Annotated in this window: 18 protein-coding genes and 1 tRNA gene; 15 read left to right on the top strand and 4 right to left on the bottom strand. The window is 40.6% G+C overall.

The window, feature by feature from the left end; all coding sequences use genetic code 11:
• Positions 1-3: 3 nt before the first annotated feature.
• A complete protein-coding gene (locus C7391_RS06030; RefSeq protein ID WP_133517653.1) occupies positions 4-513 on the bottom strand; it encodes a nitroreductase family protein in 510 nt (169 codons plus the stop codon).
• A gap of 268 nt (positions 514-781) precedes the next feature.
• Here C7391_RS06030 and C7391_RS06035 point away from each other — a divergent pair.
• Positions 782-864: transfer RNA gene (locus tag C7391_RS06035), tRNA-Leu, on the top strand.
• Between the two features lie 72 nt (positions 865-936).
• Here C7391_RS06035 and C7391_RS06040 read toward each other — a convergent pair.
• Together C7391_RS06040 and C7391_RS06045 are read right to left on the bottom strand one after the other, a co-directional pair.
• On the bottom strand, positions 937-2,034 hold the full coding sequence (locus tag C7391_RS06040; protein WP_133517654.1) for a mannitol dehydrogenase family protein: 1,098 nt from the start codon (positions 2,032-2,034) through the stop codon (positions 937-939).
• Between the two features lie 87 nt (positions 2,035-2,121).
• Positions 2,122-2,823 carry a TetR/AcrR family transcriptional regulator gene (locus C7391_RS06045; protein ID WP_133517655.1) on the bottom strand — a complete coding sequence of 234 codons (702 nt, stop codon included), beginning with the start codon at positions 2,821-2,823 and terminating at the stop codon, positions 2,122-2,124.
• A gap of 254 nt (positions 2,824-3,077) precedes the next feature.
• On the opposite strand from C7391_RS06045, the gene C7391_RS06050 reads away from it, so the two are divergent.
• From C7391_RS06050 to C7391_RS06090, 8 genes are all read left to right on the top strand, one after another.
• On the top strand, positions 3,078-3,641 hold the full coding sequence (locus tag C7391_RS06050) for a 5-formyltetrahydrofolate cyclo-ligase (RefSeq protein WP_133517656.1): 564 nt from the start codon (positions 3,078-3,080) through the stop codon (positions 3,639-3,641).
• A gap of 499 nt (positions 3,642-4,140) precedes the next feature.
• On the top strand, positions 4,141-5,250 hold the full coding sequence (gene ftsZ / locus C7391_RS06055; protein WP_133517657.1) for a cell division protein FtsZ: 1,110 nt from the start codon (positions 4,141-4,143) through the stop codon (positions 5,248-5,250).
• Between the two features lie 765 nt (positions 5,251-6,015).
• Positions 6,016-7,764 carry a DUF4346 domain-containing protein gene (locus C7391_RS06060; protein WP_133517658.1) on the top strand — a complete coding sequence of 583 codons (1,749 nt, stop codon included), beginning with the start codon at positions 6,016-6,018 and terminating at the stop codon, positions 7,762-7,764.
• 149 nt (positions 7,765-7,913) lie between these two features.
• Complete coding sequence (locus C7391_RS06065) at positions 7,914-8,375, top strand: hypothetical protein (protein ID WP_133517659.1); 462 nt, start codon at positions 7,914-7,916, stop codon at positions 8,373-8,375.
• A 409-nt stretch (positions 8,376-8,784) separates the two neighbouring features.
• The gene (locus C7391_RS06070) at positions 8,785-10,824 is read left to right on the top strand and encodes a sodium-translocating pyrophosphatase (protein ID WP_133517768.1); all 2,040 of its coding nucleotides are present in this window, start codon (positions 8,785-8,787) and stop codon (positions 10,822-10,824) included.
• Positions 10,825-11,099: 275 nt separating this feature from the next.
• A complete protein-coding gene (locus tag C7391_RS06075) occupies positions 11,100-11,585 on the top strand; it encodes an RNA-binding protein (protein WP_133517660.1) in 486 nt (161 codons plus the stop codon).
• Between the two features lie 86 nt (positions 11,586-11,671).
• Entirely contained in the window at positions 11,672-12,007 is a 336-nt protein-coding gene (locus tag C7391_RS06080) for a hypothetical protein (protein ID WP_133517661.1), read from the top strand.
• Positions 12,008-12,327: 320 nt separating this feature from the next.
• Positions 12,328-12,720, top strand: coding sequence for a cell division protein SepF (locus C7391_RS06090; RefSeq protein WP_229386329.1), 393 nt, complete (start codon positions 12,328-12,330; stop codon positions 12,718-12,720).
• Between the two features lie 110 nt (positions 12,721-12,830).
• On the opposite strand, the gene C7391_RS06095 is transcribed toward C7391_RS06090, so the two are convergent.
• A complete protein-coding gene (locus C7391_RS06095; protein WP_133517663.1) occupies positions 12,831-13,172 on the bottom strand; it encodes a TIGR04076 family protein in 342 nt (113 codons plus the stop codon).
• Positions 13,173-13,303: 131 nt separating this feature from the next.
• Between C7391_RS06095 and C7391_RS06100 the strand changes: the two genes are divergently transcribed.
• The 6 genes from C7391_RS06100 (at position 13,304) to C7391_RS06130 (ending at position 18,356) form a co-directional block, all read left to right on the top strand.
• On the top strand, positions 13,304-13,963 hold the full coding sequence (locus C7391_RS06100) for a ZPR1 zinc finger domain-containing protein (RefSeq protein ID WP_394343209.1): 660 nt from the start codon (positions 13,304-13,306) through the stop codon (positions 13,961-13,963).
• Positions 13,964-14,765: 802 nt separating this feature from the next.
• Positions 14,766-16,091 carry an adenylosuccinate synthase gene (locus C7391_RS06110; RefSeq protein WP_133517665.1) on the top strand — a complete coding sequence of 442 codons (1,326 nt, stop codon included), beginning with the start codon at positions 14,766-14,768 and terminating at the stop codon, positions 16,089-16,091.
• A gap of 546 nt (positions 16,092-16,637) precedes the next feature.
• Positions 16,638-17,087, top strand: a complete 450-nt coding sequence (locus tag C7391_RS06115) for a 30S ribosomal protein S19e (RefSeq protein ID WP_133517666.1) — start codon at positions 16,638-16,640, stop codon at positions 17,085-17,087.
• Between the two features lie 63 nt (positions 17,088-17,150).
• Positions 17,151-17,498: a DNA-binding protein gene (locus tag C7391_RS06120; protein WP_133517667.1), complete on the top strand. Its 348-nt coding sequence runs from the start codon at positions 17,151-17,153 to the stop codon at positions 17,496-17,498.
• 42 nt (positions 17,499-17,540) lie between these two features.
• Positions 17,541-18,146, top strand: coding sequence for a DUF7411 family protein (locus tag C7391_RS06125; protein ID WP_133517668.1), 606 nt, complete (start codon positions 17,541-17,543; stop codon positions 18,144-18,146).
• 54 nt (positions 18,147-18,200) lie between these two features.
• Positions 18,201-18,356, top strand: coding sequence for a 50S ribosomal protein L39e (locus C7391_RS06130; protein ID WP_133517669.1), 156 nt, complete (start codon positions 18,201-18,203; stop codon positions 18,354-18,356).
• Positions 18,357-18,373 lie beyond the last annotated feature (17 nt).

The raw sequence follows: 18,373 nt of genomic DNA on the forward strand, positions 1-18,373 counted from the left end.
TCTTTACCATTTGTTGTAATGAACGCGCTCTTTTTTGAATCGGTCAACTTTGTCCGTTTCCTTTTCCGGATATCCAATTATTGTGAATGAATACGGAATGACGTTTTCCGGCAGATTGAATGCATTGACAAAGCCTTTCATTCTGTCTTCTCTCGGATAAACGCCGGTCCAAACCGCGCCGAGGCCGTTTTCATGAAGCGCCAGCAAAAGGTTTTGTGTTGCGGCACCCAAATCCTGCGGGAAAAATCCTTCGGCAACATCGTATTCTTTATTATAACAAATCAAAACTCCGGCAGGAGCGCCTTTTGCCATTTGGGCGTGCGGGCTGTAAGTCGGGACTGCGTCCATTAATTCCTGTTTGTCAACAATAATAAATTCCCACGGCTGCTGATTTCTAGCTGACGGCGCAAACATGGCGGCTTTGACGGCTTCTTCAATCAATTCCATCGGAACGGATTTGTTTTGAAATTTTCTGACGCTTCTGCGAGTATATAAGGCTTCCATTGTTTCCATTATTTTTCATCTCCTGTCTTTTCATCTTCCTGTTCAATTTAAAATTAAAATAAACAAACATAAACAAACATAAACTAAACAAACTAAACAAACTAAAATAAACAAACTTAAAATAAATAACAATGGAAATTATTCTTTCTCATCTTAATCATTTTGTTTGAATCTCAACAATAAGATTTAAAAAGAATCCGACTCTTTATGAGATGCTGTTTTTGTAAAAAACGCAAAACGAATCAAAAATGCAGTAAAAAATAAAATAAATTCATATGCGAAAGTTGCCAAGCGGTCAAAGGCGGCAGGTTCAGGGCCTGTTCGTGTAGACGTTCGTGGGTTCGATTCCCATCTTTCGCACTTCTTTCTTTTTTATTTTAATCAAAATTTAATTAAAATTATTTTAATTAAAATTTTAATCAAAATCCACTTTTAATCAAAACCGGAAGTCAAAAAATCCAGTTTCGATAATATTTTATCATTTATTTTTGAATTATCCAAACCGATTTTCGAAAACACGTGCGTTATTTTTTGTTCATTCGAAACAGAACGCACCGTTGAATCAGTAAATTCCAAATTATAAGCGTAAACGGCTGCGCCGGCAATGCCGATTAATATGTTTTCACAATCAATGCCTGACGACTCGCATAACGCTGCTGCGCCAAGGAGTCTTCCGTCCGGCTGCAATTTTCTGTAAGGCTCTCTCGCAACTCTTGAAATCGGGTCGCACAACAGGTTGTCGGAAAATCGCTCAATTTCCTTTACCGCATACCATTCTAAAAACGAATGATCATTTTCATTTTCACTTTTTAGGGCATCCAGCATTTCGTTCATGGAGCCGACAACAATTTTACATAATTCCGGCCGCTCCATGACTTCATGCAAATATTTCAGTCCGTTCATGGCACCCAAATACGCGGCGATGCAGTGCGGTGTGTTATGTAAAAATAATTTTGCTTTCCATTCTTTGTTTAATAATTCGTCGGCACTGATGTATTCAATATCGCCGTCAAGCCACTCTGCTCTTTCGTCAATGAAAAGAATCCCGTCTTCAGTGTGTATCGCAAGCGGGTCGCGCAATAAATTTTCACTCGAAGCTGTGTTTGACGCAATCACATCAGGGACTGCAAAATAAATTCGATCGTTTCCTGTTTCGGCTTTCAATATTTCAACGGTTGCAGGATCGTTTTCACATAACACAATTGAGCAAGATGCATCTTTTACGGCATCGGCAATCATTTTCACATTGTTCGGGCCGACGGCAACGAAAATCGCTGAGAGATTCTTGTAGTCCGCTGCTTTAAATTCTGAAATTAAACAAGCCCGACTTGAGTGTATAAATTTTTCTTCCAATTTGCTGCCATGTGATTTGAAAGTCAAAAAGCCGCCGTTTTTGTTCATGGCGTCAACAATGTTTGGATTAATGTCAACAAAAATAAAATCGTATTTTTCTGTGTTTATTTTCCACGGCAAAAATCCGCGTCCGATTGCGCCGGCGCCGATGATTGCGATGATTTCTTTGTTGCTCATAAATCCTTCTCCTCTATATTTATTCAATATTCAATTTTAATATTGAAATTTAAATATTGGGGTTGGTTTGATTTCATCTTATTTTTATTATTGAATAATCGGCTCATAAGTATATTTTCTTGAAAAGCCTGACAACATGCTGACGGTTTCAATCAGCTCATCGCAATATGTTTCATAATCTTGTTTATCGGGCGCGTTTGCATCCATTGTGTAGCCGCGAATGGCACCGTTAATCAAGATTGCCAATGAAACCGGATTCATTCCGGGAAATCCGTCTTTTCTTTGAACGGCTTCCAATATTTTTTCCAATAATTCTGTATCTTCATTTCCGAAAATTTTGTAGTACGGCGTTCCGTTTTCATCACGGCCGTTGTAAATTATCTCCATCAGCGCATCATATTCGTGTTTGTGTTCTTCTGAATATGTCAGGCTGGCTCGAATGTATATATAGAGCATTTCTAAAGGTGTTTGGGCTTGGGCAACTTTTCCGTGAATATAATTTTCCTGTTTTTGAAGAAGTGCGGCACGCAATTTTTCAATTAATTCGGTTTTTGTCGGGAAATAATATGGGATAAGTGCCGCGCTGATGTCGGCTTTTTTAGCGATTTTTGCCAAACTTGTATTTATGTATCCGGCTTCAATAAGTGTGAGAGTGGCGGCATCTAAAATCTGTTCCTTTCGAAGATCTGCAATAATTGAATTTTGGGATGCTCTTCTTTCATTTATTTTGCCTGTTATTTCGCCCGAAGTATTGATTTCTTCAAAATTGCCCTGATTTTCACTGTTCATACTTCAAAATCCTCCGTCATGTCTTCTGGTGGTCTTTTTATTATTTTTGTTTATTTGTTCAATATTTTAAATTAATAGTAAATTTATCAAATAATCATTCAATTATTTAAATCTGCGTTAAATTTTTCAAAAAATGATTTTTTGCCGCAAAAGTTAATAAAATAAAAGAACCTTTTACGGTTGTTGTTTTTAAATGTCCGGTATTGCCGCGCATTTGAATCTTATATTTAATACGTTCATCCGTTTGTGAAATCATGAAACACCATTTCCGGCAATTTTTGCGCGCGCACCGCGACAGCTTAACGCAGGCTGAAGTTCTTGAAAAAAGCAAGGCGATTACCGACAGGCTTATTCAATCGGATTTGTTTGAAAAAAGCGGTTCTTTGTTTGCGTATTTGGATGTCCGGAATGAAGTTTCAACGCGTTTGTTGATCGAACATTGTTTTGAGGTTGGGAAGCCTGTTTATGTTCCCGTGACGCGCGATCAGGAAATGTTTTTTGCGCAGCTTCATGATTTTTCTGATTTGATTGAGGCCGGATATGGTATTTCGGAACCGGCTCACCCTGTGAAAGCTGAACCTGATGAAAAATCGCTTTTTATTATTCCGGGTGTCGGGTTTGATAAATGCGGCAACCGCATCGGGTATGGTGCCGGTTTTTATGATAAATACTTGCATTGCCGCAACTACATGCATTTGGTTGGAATTTGCTTTGAAATTCAAATGGCAGATGAACTTCCAAAGGAAGAAACGGATGTTCAAATGGATTCAATTTTGACGGAAAATCGATGGATACTTATTGAAAAAGAGCGTCGGTAATCGGACTTTAAAAAATCTAAAAATCGGTTACATGTAATACATTATATTCTTAATATTATTCTTGTTTTTCTTTATTTCTAATTGGAATTATTTCTAAAAACACCTATATTTCCAATCGAGCATCTATCAAAAATATCGTGCTGTTCGTTCTCACTTTTTCGCAATAGGTTTTTATACTATTACGGATTTATATAGCTTTACACATAGTAACGTTTAGCATATCATAGATGTCTCAAATTATGTCAATCAAATGATATCTTTGGCATTTTTCATATGCTAGGTTTTGCTTAATACACGCTGTTGTTAATGTTTATTTACATCAATTGATGTCGCAGCTAAAAACGCCACACTTTCAATTATTAACGCCACACTATCAAATGTTATCATTCAATATTTCGATTTTGAATTGATTGACATTTTATAGGAATTAAAAAATAATCTAAAAACAGCCACATATATAATTCACACAATTTCGCACAATTCAAAGAGGTTTTCGTATATGCAGTCCATCATTCAAGAAGCATTAAAATACTCAGAACAGGAAAAATCCGTTTCAAGCGCAGAAGGCGACGGCGGTTTTGATGAATTCGGTCAACCCCGCATTGTTATCATTGGTTGCGGCGGTGCCGGTAACAACACAATCAAACGTCTCTATAATATGGGCGTTGAAAACGCTGAAACAATATGTATTAATACCGACAAGCAGGATCTTGACAGAACCCGCGCTGACAAAAAGATTTTAATCGGTAAAACCCTCACAAGAGGTCTCGGTGCAGGCGGTTACCCCGAAATCGGCAGAAAAGCAGCCGAACTCGCCCGCGGAACTCTTGAATCTGTTTTAAAAGATGCTGACCTTGTTTTCGTCACAGCCGGTATGGGCGGCGGAACAGGTACAGGTGTCGCACCCGTTGTTGCAGAAGTTGCAAAAGAACAGGGCGCAATCGTTATCGGTATGGTCTCAACACCCTTTAAAGTTGAAGGTTCACGCTCACAGAAAGCAATGGACGGTGTTGAAGCATTAAAGAAGGCCGCCGACACAGTCGTTATTTTGGACAACCAGAGACTTTTGGCTCATGTCCCCAACCTTCCCATTGATCAAGCTCTTTCCGTTATGGACCAGCTCATCGCTGAAACCGTGAAAGGCATCACTGAAACAATCACAGAATACTCTTTGATCAACCTTGACTACGCTGATGTCCGCGCCACAATGGGCTGCGGCGGAATTGCCGTTATGATGGTCGGCGAATCCAAGAACCAGAACAAGAGTCAGGAAGTTGTCAAAGCAGCACTCAACCACCCGCTTCTCGACGTCGATTACCGCGGCGCAACCGGATGTCTCATTCACATCACCGGCGGCCCCGACATGAGTCTTCAAGAAGCCATGGAAATCGGTGAACAGCTCACCTACGAAATTTCCGACGAAGCAAAAGTGACAATCGGCGCACGTGTTCTCGAAGAATACGAAGGTCGTGTCAGAGTTATGGCAATTATGACAGGCGTTCAGCAGAAGATCGGCAGTTTCTCTGCTTCTTCTACAATGAATTCCGCCTCCGTCAGAAGCAAAGATGTCAACCTGTCTGCTTCCAGAGACATCATTGACTTCATTTAATCAAAACGAACTAAAAACGATCTGAAGAGTTTGTAAGCGTGTGACGCTTACATTTTCTCTCCTTCTATCTCTGTGTTTAATTTTTTTCATTTTAATTTTTTCTTTCTTTTTTCTTCTCTTTTTCTTTGAGCTTCCATGCACTCGCTAACGCTTGTGAAATGCGTCGTTGGAGGTGGTTGTTTGTTTTTTCAATTATTTTTGTTTGAATTGAAACATCATTTTTTCAAAAACTCAAAAAAACGAACGCCATCTAAATCCTAAATATTTTCTTTTTTCTTTTTTTGGTTTTAAAGGGCGTTCGGGTTTGAAAAAATAATAAAATCGGATGTTTATGGTTTTGTTATTTTAATTAAAAGTTCAAAAACGACCGCAATTGAAATTTTATGAGCGGTAGCGAGTAAAATTGAAAATTGCGGATTATTCCTCGACGCTTCCAAAACATTGTTCACAATCTATTAATTTTTAGTAAAATCACGATTTTATTTTTAATCAGCGTGGGGGAAATCTCCAACTCCTTCTTTCACTCGCTAACGCTCGTGAAACGCGTCGTTGGAGGTGGTTGTTTCGTTTTTTCAAATTTATCAAGTCGAACATCCTTTTTCAAAAATATAATAAAAATCGAACGCCGTTAATACTCTGAATAATATCCTGTTTTATTTTTGGGTTTTGTGGGGCGTTCGGATATGAAAATGAATTAAAATGGATGTTCATTTTTTTTATTTGCTTGAAAAGTTTATTTATCCCTTCGGTCATTTATGATTCATTATGAAAATACTCGTTGTGACCGGCCTGTTGGCCGAAGCTGCCGTTCGAAAATCTGTTGAAGATCGCGCAGATGTTCTCGTTTTGCCGACGGAAGTTGCAGCGCTTATCACACCGCAAAAGCTGATTTCAGGTTTTTCTAATTCTGTTTTTTCAAACAAAAAATACGATGCCGTTTTGGTCTCAGGCTTTTCAAAATTCAACTTTGAAAAAGCGGAAAAAGAAATCGGCAGTCCGATTTATTTGGGGCCGAAACACGCGGTTGATTTAAAATATGTTTTGTCTTCTCCTGTTTTTTCAAAGACTGTTCCTTCTTGTGAATTAATTCAAAATCAAAAAAGTGAACAAGCATTTGAAATTTTAAAAGAATACGAAGCAACCGAATCGCCGGTATTTCATATCGGTTCCGTTTCAATCGGCGGCACATCCCGTATGAAAATTTTAGCCGAAATCGTTGCCGCCGAATCGTTGACAAAAGACGAATTACGTTTTCAAGTTTCCCTGTTAGCCTCGGAAGGCGCTGATATGATTGATGTCGGTTTCTCTCCCGATGCTGATGAGCAAACCGTTTCATCCGTTTTTTCTTATGTAAAATCCATCTCTCCTGTTCCTGTCAGCATTGATTCCGGGGATTTTTCTCAAATCCTTTCCGGCATTGCAAACGGCGCGGATTTGGTTTTGAGCGTCGACAGCCGAATTTTGGATGAATACAGCGAATTGCTGTCCCGAAAAGAGTTCGGTCATTCTGCCGATTATCCGATTTTTGAAATAGTCGCTTTTGTCGTTATCCCTGATTTGTTTTCTAAAGAAGATCGACTCACGACATTGGAAAAAAACATTTCAGCGGCCCGACAAATGGGAATGAAAAAAATAATTGCCGATCCGATTTTGTCGCCACCCGGAAAAGATCTCCTCCCTTCATTAATGAATTATTATTCATTTCATCAGCGAAATCCTGATGTTCCGATTTTATTCGGTGCAGGCAACGTGACTGAATTATTCGATGCCGATTCCGTCGGAATGAATGCGCTTTTGGCTGAAATGGCCGATGAATGCGGCGCTTCTGTTTTGTTCACGCCTTACGCCGGCGATAAAGGAAAAGGATCTGTTCGTGAACTCAAAACAGCATCTGAAATGATGGTTTTATCCGACATCCGTGATTCTTCTCCGAAAGATTTGGGGATTGATCTCCTGATCCTGAAAGAAAAACGCAAACGCCATGATTTCAATTTAAATTTGATTTCAGAAAGCGGTGTTTTTGATTTGCTTCATTTGCGGGAGGATGAATCCAAAAATAAAAAGCCGGGAAATGGGATTGAATCGGCCGAAACAATCAACTCAAATGAGCCGGCGCAAACGGCACGTTCTCTTGTCTTTTCAGGCACGTTAAGTCCGGATTTTACGGCTGAAACAAAATGGGGCTGGAAATCCGATCTGTTCGGCAATTTTTTAATTGGCGTTCTTCCGGCAAGCCTGTTGGCAGATTATTTTATTCGTCATCATGGTTTTTATGAAAACAGCCCAGAAATTCAAACACTGAAAGCCGTTAAAACACCCGAAAGCCGTGTTATTGTTGCTGTTCACAAAAAAGCAATTATTGTCGGAACGGATTCTGCTTTCATGCTTGAATCCATTCTCGGTCAAAATTTGATTTCCGAATTGAGCCATGCCGGTTATTTGGGGCGCGAACTTCAAAAAGCGGAAATTGCAGTTATATTCGGGCGAAGTTATGCACAGGATGATGTTTTTTAATTTTTTCAATCTTTTTTTCTCTCAATCCGTAATGGCGGATTTAAGCGTTATAAGTTAAGTGTTTAAGTTAAGCGTTTAAGGGTAGTTTATTAATATTTTGAAAATATTATTTGAACATTAGTTTACAGATTTGTTTTTCAGGTGACTACATGAGAATTAACAGCGACGACAAAATGAGAATTTTCGGAGTTCTGGCGGAAAGATATTTCGCGGACAACAATTGGAAATATTATTCCATTGAAAAAAGCACTGAACGCCTTCAAAAGATTGCAGAAGACATCAACGGGCAACACAACGCTTATCCGAGCATTACACGCGACTGGTACGTCCAAAACGGCGGTGCTCGCGACATTCATTTGGCAGATTCATGGGATGAACTCAAAACCATTGTCGGGTTTATGAAAAGCAGTCCCGGATATTTTGATTATTTTGTTGACACCGGCGAAATTAAAGCATTTTGCATTTTGAGTGCTACAAAAGAACTTGAGCCCGAAAGAATCGAAGTCATCTTAAAAGCTCAGGAAGCCGGCATCCGTACACTTGTTTTCTTGGCAAACGTGCCGAGCGATATTGAAGCCAGCATTCTTCAGATTCGAAAGAGTGAATGCTGATTTTTCTTTTTTTATTCATTCATTTTTTTGCTCATTTTATTTTTGCTCATTTTATTTTTAATCGTTTTATTTTTGGCCGTTTTTATATTTCATTAAACTTGTTTTGATGGTTTTGAATCTGTTTTAATCTTCGATTCCGTTTTGTTTTTTCATTGTGAACAATTTTTATATACCATCAGACTATTACTCATTCGTTATTGCCGTCTGCCGCAATCTGTTCATTTCAGGTGCAGCCGCGTACGGTTTAATTTAATTTCAGCGGTCATTTGCCGGGACGCCGGAAACGAATTGCTGAGAGGTTATCATTATTATTTTTGTTAAATTATTTTTCACATAATATTTAACATTGAAATTTTAATTTCAAATATTATATAATTTAAATTGGTTAAGAAAGAGGTATAAAATGGATTTGGGATACTTGATTTATCTGGCTCCTATTTCCGGTTTGGTCAGTCTTCTTTTTGCAGCCCTTTTAGCACGTAAAGTTCTCGCAGAGGACAAAGGCTCAAAAGAGATGCAGGATATTGCGGCGGCCATTCAGGAAGGGGCGATGGCGTATCTGAATCGCCAGTATAAGACAATCGCGATTGTCGCGGTTATTTTAACAGTTTTAATCGTTGCGCTTTTGCCCAAAGATGATTTGTACAGCGTTAAAGTCGCTATCGGTTTCATCTTCGGTGCGCTTTCATCCGCAGCAGCCGGCTACATCGGCATGAACGTTTCCGTTCGCGCAAACGTCAGAACCGCAGCCGCTGCCAAGAACGGTCTGGAACACGCCTTAAATGTCGCTTTCCGCGGCGGTGCTGTGACCGGTTTGGCCGTTGTCGGTCTTTCAATTCTCGGGGTCAGTGTTTTCTATTTGATTTACGGTGACGTCGACTTGGTTATCGGATTCGGTTTCGGTGCCAGTTTAATCAGTTTGTTTGCCAGAGTCGGCGGCGGTATTTATACCAAAGCAGCTGACGTCGGCGCAGATATTGTCGGTAAAGTCGAAGCGGGCATTCCCGAAGACGATCCGAGAAACCCGGCCGTTATCGCTGACAACGTCGGTGACAACGTCGGTGACTGTGCCGGTATGGGTGCAGACTTGTTCGAGACTTACGCTGTGACTTTGCTTGCGGCAATGCTTCTTGGTTCACTTGTTTTGGGTTCAATTCCGAACGCCATTCTCTATCCGTTGATGCTCGGCGCGGCAGCGATTTTCGTGACAATCATTTCTTTGTTCTTCGTCCGTCTCGGCGCAAGCAAGAACATCATGAATGCTCTTTACAAAGGCGTTGCAGCAGCCACAGTTATCAGTGCAGTTGTTTTCTTCTTCATTACGGATTTCTTAATCGGCGACTACAGATTCTATATTGCAGCACTCGTCGGCATGGTCATTACTGTTTTGATGGTTATTTTCACGGAATACTACACTTCTACCAAATACCGCCCGGTTAAGGAAATTGCCGCCGCTTCTCAAACAGGCGCCGGTACCAACGTTATTTCCGGTTTGTCTTTCGGTTTTGAAAGTACAGCCCTTCCGGTTATCGCAATCGTTGCAGGTATCTTGATTTCATTCCTCATTGTCGGCGGCGCTGCTGACCCGACAATCGGTCTTTACGGCATTGCGGTCGCTGCCGTTGCCATGCTTTCCACAACCGGCATGATTGTCGCATTGGACTGCTATGGCCCGATTACGGACAATGCAGGCGGTATCGCTGAAATGTCTCAACAGCCTGAATCTGTCAGAGCTGTGACCGATGAACTTGACGCTGTCGGCAACACAACCAAAGCCGTGACAAAAGGTTACGCAATCGGCTCTGCCGCGCTCGGTGCTTTGGCACTTTTCGCTGACTACAAACTTAAAGTCGATTTGGGCGCAGGCTCGCTTTCCATTGACAACCCGCTCGTTTTGATCGGTCTTTTGATCGGCGGTCTTTTGCCGTTCGTTTTCTCGTCTGTGACAATGCGCGCTGTCAGCAAAGCAGCCATGAAAGTCGTTGATGAAGTTCGCCGTCAGTTCCGCGAAATCCCCGGAATTATGGAAGGCACTGCAAAACCCGAATACGGCAAATGTGTCGACATCGTGACATCCGCAGCCCTTCGTGAAATGGTTGTTCCGGGATTGCTTGCAATCGTTGTGCCAATTCTTGTCGGTGTCATCTTCGGTTCAGAAGCGCTTGCCGGTCTTTTGATTGGTATCATCGTTGTCGGTCTCATGCTCGCCATGACACTCAACAACGCCGGCGGTGCCTGGGATAACGCAAAGAAGTTAATCGAATCCGGTCTTTACGGCGGCAAGGGCTCTGAAGCTCACAAAGCAGCTGTTGTCGGCGACACAGTCGGCGATCCGGCAAAAGACACATCCGGTCCGGGTTTGAACGCTTTGATTAAAGTCGTGAACATGATTGCCATTCTTTTCGCCACACTCTTCGTGAGCGGCGGATTGCTCGGCGGTCTCTTCTGATGATAAAACAGTAAGAAAAGAACTTTTTCTTTTCTTCTTTTTACTTTTTCTTTTTTTATGTTGTTTTTATGTCGGTTTTATGTTGTTTTTAATGTTTTTTAGTTGTTTTAATAATTTCATTTGTTTTTCAAAACGGTGTTCCGTTTTTCTGTTTTTAAAATTTGTACGGCTCGCACGCGGCGGGCGATTTAATTACTCGATCAGATAAATCTCTCACTTTCAGCACCTTTTTATCTTACTTTTTCATATCATCATTAGAATTTTCAGGTGATTTTTTGAAAATAAAGTCAAGAGTCAGTCTCAGGAAAAATGATAAAAACAAAATGGTTGAGGCTCTTCGTGAAATTTACGGAGAGGATATTTCTGTTTTTTCAAACGCTAAGTTTGAAGTCATCACAACGGATGAATTCAAAGTGATTTTCGCTGACGGCAAACAGATGTTTATTGAGTATGACGGTCAGCTTTTCCCGACCGTGCGCGGCGCGCTTGAGCTGCTGCCGCCGAAGCGTGTTGTGACGGTGGATATGGGTGCTGTTAAATTCGTTGTCAACGGTGCGGATGTCATGAGCCCGGGGATTGTTGCCGCCGATTCTTCCATTCAAAAAGAGGATTTGGTTGTCATCGTCGAAGAAACGCACAAGAAACCTCTTGCCATCGGCCGCGCTTTGATTTCGGGAGATGAAATGACAGCTGCCGGTTCCGGAAAAGCGATTAAGTCGCTGTCTTATGTCGGCGATGCGCTTTGGGGTCTTGAAATTTGATAATAAAATCCGACAACATTTACAAAAAATTATAAATGTGATGGGCTCTGTTTCTCATCCGTGTTTAATATTTAGGGGCGTTTTTAATGGACAGTTTGATGACGATTATTTGTATGGCGATTGTGGTTGAAGGTATTATTTCTTACGCGAAACAAATCGCAGTTGACAAGTCAATGGCATGGCAGAATATTTTGGCGATTCTTTTCGGAATTGCAATCAGTTATTGCTATTCTGTTGACATTATCGGATATTTCGGTATCACAACCGAGGTTCCCTATATCAGTTTTATTTTGACAGGCATTCTCATTTCACGCGGCAGTAACTATGTTTTTGATTTCATTAAGCTCGTTACGATGAAAAGCAGCAGTTTGCAGTGTGAAACCGTAAAATGTGAAGCCGATTGCGGAAAAAAAGATGAATGATTCTCATTTACTCTTTTCTTTTTTTTCTCATTTTCTTTTTTTCGTTTCACTTTCTCTCTTCGTTTTTTTCTTCTCTTCGTTTTTCTCTTTCTTATTTTTGTTCTTTTTTGATTCGTTTTTTTATATTTTTACGCTTAACGCTGAATTTTTATCAAACCATATGAAACCGCATGTTTTTACACACAAGTTTATAAATATGTATAGCATTAATGCTTTATATTATTCCATATAATTTACATAAAATTATCAACATTGGGAAATTTTTCGGTCCCTTTTCCGATTCGTTTTCCGTTTTACACACATTTAATTAATAAACAAAGGTGTTTCCATTGAGTTTTTTGAAAAAGATTATGGGCGGTTCCGAGCCTAAACAGAATGACGACTATTCAGCATACATTGACCTTGACAAATTTGAAAAGGACATTGACAGCAGCGCAGGCGACGAGCCGGCAGAAACCTATGTCAAAATCGCTATTTTCACTCATTTTGATCAGATTACATCGCTGAAAAAAGAAATCTATGACGGCAACATTTTGATTGTTGACATTTCCAACATCAAATCCGACGAACGCCTCAGAAACCATCTTTTCAATGAACTCAAAGATGTTGTTTTAGATGTTCACGGCGATATTGTCGGCATGAAAGACAACAATATTCTTGTCACACCCACCGGCATTAAGGTGGACAGAAAGAAAATCGGCGGCAGCTACTAATTTTCCGCCTTTTTTAACTTTTTTATCTTTCTTTTTTGTTTTTATCTTTTTTTTGTTTTAAGTTTTTTTTGTTTTAAGTTTTTTTGTTTTTAAACCGACTGGTGCCGTTTTTAATCCTGATGCGGGGTGTAATTGATTACAGCTTCTTCATCTGTTCTTTCAATCTTGAAAATCACGGGGCGCAAACCGTCATTGCAGCTGCATATCGCTGTTCCGGGTTTTTCAATCCAGTCGCCGTAGTAGAAAACATCGCTTCCATGCGATAATGCAAAAACATATTGGTAAATCGCTTTCCAGGCTTCATCGCAGAAATTTTCGGGTTTGGCGTAATCGGCGTAAAAAACATCACCTTCTTTATGCATCGGACATTTTCCGAGTCCTTTTGAGCCGTATTCTTTTGCCAATTCTTCATCAAAATGTCTTTTCAAAACGGTAATTTTACAAGTTTTCATAATCCACTCTCATCATTGTTTTTTATTTTTATATTTTTAATTTTTCAAAATAATTCTTTATTAATCCTTTATACAACCTTTTTTTATACAGCTTCTTCTTTATTGATTTATTCATTCAATAAATTAAAACGGTGTTATTCTTGATCGATAATTTTGAAACTCAATCCAGCTGCCCGCTTTGTCAGGCAGATATGGCAATTAAATGGCAAAAAGACACAATTCCGTATTTCGGCGACATCATGTATACAACCGCCACTTGCGACCAATGCACTTTCAAGTTTGCCGACACGATTATTTTGTCCAGCAAAGATCCTGTTTGTTATTCTTTGCAGATTAAAACGGGAGCGGATTTGGATGCCCGGTTCATTCGTTCGACATCCGGTACAATTGTGATTGAAGAACTCGGTATCATGGTTGAGCCCGGGCCGATTTCCGAATCTTATGTGACAAATGTTGAAGGCGTTCTTCAGCGTATTCGCGGCGTTATTGAAAGCACGGTCCGCTGGTCCGAAATGGACGGCGATTTCGAAAAAGTCGATATCGCACTTGATTTAATCAACAAAATTGATGCCGTCATTGACAATCCGGAAACCGCGCCTGCGGCTCTCACGCTTCAAATCAAAGACCCGCTCGGGAACAGCGCAATTATTTCAGCCAATGCCGAATCCCGCAAATTAAACGAAGAAGAGCTGGAAAATTTAAAAACCGGCATGATTATTTTAGATGCTGAAAAGGACGAAATCATTTACGATATTTCTGATGAAGCCGGGCCGATCGGGAAAAATGAATGATTTTTTCATTTCTTTTTCTTCTTTATTTTTTCTTCTTCATTTTTTTATTTTCATTCATTTTCATCTTTATTTTTTTATTTCATTCATTTTTTCATCTTCGTTTTTTTATTTTCATTCAATTTTTTATTATCTTCTAAAATAATAAACTGAAACATCCTTTTTTCCGAATATTCAAGAAAAAGCGAACGCCGATTAAATCCTGAAAAATATCTTCTTAGTTTTTTAAATTTTAAAGGGCGTTCGGGTTTGAAAATTAATAAAAACGGATGTTTGTGTATTTGTTTAATAAAATTAAAAGTCCAAATACGACCGCAATTGAAATTTCATGAGTGAAGCGAATGAAATTGAAAATTGCGGATTATTCCCGGCCGTTGTTAAAAACATTAACAATTGTTACTTTTATGTGAGTCAGCGGTTTCCGATGTTTATTCAACGTATGGGTACGAATCTCCAACGCCTTCTTTCATTCGCTTCGCTCATGAAACGCGGCGTTGGAGGCGGTTGTTTTGACTTTTCTACTATTATTTAACGAAACGAACATCCCCTTTAAAAATTAAAGAAAAGGTGAACGCCGTTTATATTTTGAAAAATCTTTTTTATTTTTTGGATTTTAAGGGGCGTTCGGGGTTGGAAAATTGGTAAAAATGGATGTTCGGGTTTGTTTTTATTTTCCTTTTTGTTGTCTTTTTGTTTTTTTTGTTGTCTTTTTGTTTTCTTTTTATTTTCTTTTTTGTTCTATTTTATTCATTTTTTATTCTTTTAAACCAAAGATTTATTATTATCAGACTGAATTGCATAAATTATGTTTACAGTCATTACAGGCGCACAATTCGGGGATGAAGGCAAAGGAAAAATTGTTGATCTCCTCGCTGAAGAATATGATATTGTTGCCCGCTTTCAGGGCGGGGACAATGCCGGCCACACAGTGGTTATCGGGGAGGAAACATACAAGCTCCATCAAATCCCGTCCGGTATATTGGTCGGGACAACTGCATTGATCGGCCCGGGTGTTGTTTTAAATCCGTTTACGTTGACGGATGAACTGAACATGCTCAAAGACCGCGGTATTTCTGTAACACCCGAAACTTTTGGAATCGATGCAAAAGCCAGCATCATCATGCCGTATCATATCGCAATGGATGCGCTCGGCGAGGTTTCCCGCAAAGATAAAATCGGGACCACGAAAAAAGGAATTGCTTACGCTTATGCTGATCGTGTTTTAAGAAACGAAATCCGGCTCGGCGATTTATTTGACGAAGATCGGTTTTATGAAAAAATTGACCGGTTGTTGCCGGCGAAAAAAGAAACAATCGCAAAACTCGGCGGCAATCCGTACGATCTTTTCCCCGACGAAGAAATCAAAAATCTCTTGAAAATCGGCCGCGAACTCGAAGATTATTCGGTTGACGTTTCTTATGAAATTAATAATTCACTGCGCGCCGGCAAAAAAGTTCTTGCCGAAGGAGCGCAGGGCACCTTTTTAGATGTCGTTCACGGCACTCAAAAATATGTCACTTCTTCTTCAACCATTGCCGGCTCCGCCTGTACCGGCCTCGGTGTCGGCCCGTCTCAAGTGACCAAGACAATCGGTTTGGTCAAAGCCTATATCACGCGTGTCGGCAACGGACCGCTTCCGACTGAATTGGATGACGAAGTCGGTCAGCATCTCGTTGACGTCGGTCACGAATTCGGCACCACGACCGGTCGAAAGAGACGCTGCGGATGGATTGATATGCCTCTTCTGAAAAAATCAATCAATTTAAACGGGTACACCGAGTTGGTTTTAACAAAACTCGATGTCCTCACCGGACTGGAAACGATTAAAATGTGCGTTGCGTATGAATTGGATGGCGAGCGCATTGATTATCCGCCGCTGATGACCGAAGATATGGAGCGCTGCGTTCCTGTTTACGGCGATAATAGTGGGTGGGACGAGCCGATCGGTCACATCCGCAATTATTCTGAACTTCCTGAAGGTGCCAGAGACTTTATCGAATATATCGAGAAAATCTGTCGGATTCCGGTCAGTTATGTTTCTGTCGGTCCCGAAAGAGATCAAACAATCAAAGTCGATGCCAATCGACCGAAAGATCCGAGATGCAATCCGATTAACAGGAAATTGTTCTGAAATTATTCTGTATATTCTGTAATTTGAACTGATTCTGTAATTTGAACTAAATCTGAAATATTTGAACTAAATCTGAAATAACTCTGAAATTATTTTTGATTGTTTCAGATTTTTCTTTTTCATTTCCTTTTTTTCTTCCCTTTTTCTTTCCTTTTTTCTCTTCTCACTCTTATTTTCAACAAAATCTTTTTATATCATCGGTCTGTTGATAGGTTCATTTGAGTCCTTATTATTCAAGCATCCGGTTTCGGCCACCGCGGAGTTTGAAATAAAAGTTCAAAAAACCATTGAATGCTTCAGCCAGCGTCGCATTGAATGTTACACATAATCCGAACGAACCTGTCAAAATCGTCTGACTGTATTTGGTAAGACTGAAAAAAAAGCGGGGCGTTTACACTGTCCGCATGCAGAAATGCTGCGCTAAAAGACGGTGATTGCTGTGCACTTTTTTCTTGTTTTTATCATTTGCAGAGTATACACTTTTTTGGCGGATTTGGCGTTTCTTTGAAACGCAAGCGAGATTATCAATTTAATAAGGAGATATTAATGACAACAGCATACGATGTTCCCGCAGACGATCTCATTATGAGAGTTGCGGACAAATTTAAAGAAAATGACAAAATCAACCCGCCGGAATGGGCTGAATTTGTCAAGACCGGTGTTCACAAAGAATTCCCGCCCGTTCGGGAAGACTGGTGGTACGTCAGATGCGCCGCAGTTCTCAGAGCGGTTTACATGAACGGCCCGGTCGGTGTTGAAAGACTTTGTTCCATCTACGGCGGCAAACAAGACCGCGGATCCAAACCCGGAAGAAAGGAAAAAGGCAGCGGCTCTATCATCAGAAAAGCCGTTCAGCAGCTCGAAGCCGCAGGCTACCTCCAGACTGCCAAAGAAGGCAGAACTGTTGCCGGTCCCGGCAGAGCATTGCTTGACAACACAGCCCACGAATTGAAGGGAGAACTTCTCGAAAAGTACCCCGGATTGAAGAACTACTGATGTTTTTTAATCTCAATTCATATCGAAATGATTTCTGAATAATCTTGACGGAGTGTTTTAATTATGGATAACGAGCTTGAAGAAATTCGCCGCCGAAGAATGGCACAGATGCAGGAGCAACAGACTCAGGCACAAGCCGGTCCCGAGGCAGCTTACCAGCAGGAACAGGCGCAAGCCGAAATGGAAGCACGCAAACAGGAACTCCTCAGAAAAATCTTAACGCCTGAAGCGCGCGAGCGTTTAACGACGCTTCGCATGTCCCGTCCGGCATTGGTGGAACAGTTGGAAATGCAGCTTTTCTCACTCGCCCAAAGCGGTCGCCTTCAGAATATGATTGATGATGAGCAGTTAAAACAGCTTCTGGCGCAAATTCAGCCGCCGAAGAGAGAAACCTCCATTAAAAGAGTGTAAATTCAAGACATTTTCGTAAATTTCAATCTCAGTTGATCATCCATGAAAGCATATGTATTATTCAGCGGCGGAAAAGACTGCTCCTTGTCTTCTTTGATTTTGGAGCCGTATTTTGATGTTCAGCTTGTTACTTTCAATTTCGGCATTCTGCCGACAGGCGAAGTCGCTAAGCAAATCGCTGACGAATTAGGCTTTCCGCATATGGTGATTCAGCCGCCGATGGAAATCTTGGAAACTGCCGCTGAAATCGTTAAAAAAGACGGTTTCCCGAACGGCGCGATTAACTACATCCATCGCCAGGTTCTCGAAATTCTGGCAAAGACAGAAGGCGTTGAACTGATCGCCGACGGTCTCAGAAGAGATGACCGCGTTCCGCATTTGGAGCATTCCGAGATTCAAAGTTTCGAAGACCGGTACAAAATTTTGTACTGCAGCCCGTTAATGGGATTCGGACGGTTTACGATTAATAAAATGCTTGAATCCAACCTTGTCATCACCGAAGAAGAAAGCGCGGTGATTTTGAAATGCGATTATGAAGCCGAACTCCGCGAATATTTATACCGTGATATCGGCGAAGAAGAAACGCATAAGCATTTCCCCAAATCACACAAACAATCGCGCGTGATTTCAAGAATCAGAAAACAATGAAGCAACATTTCGATTGTGATTTCAATTTATACATATCATACACAGGTGTTTGAAATGAGTAAGAATTTAAAAGGACAAAAGAAGAGACTCGCAAAAGCGCACGTTCAAAACGCGCGTGTGCCGGTCTGGGTCATTATCAAGACCAAAAGAAACGTTACATCTCACCCCAAGAGACGCCACTGGAGAAGATCCAGCATGCGCTTGAAGTAATCGGGATGGTAAATTTA

Origin of the sequence: Methanimicrococcus blatticola, assembly GCF_004363215.1 — an archaeon.
GTDB lineage: Archaea > Halobacteriota > Methanosarcinia > Methanosarcinales > Methanosarcinaceae > Methanimicrococcus > Methanimicrococcus blatticola.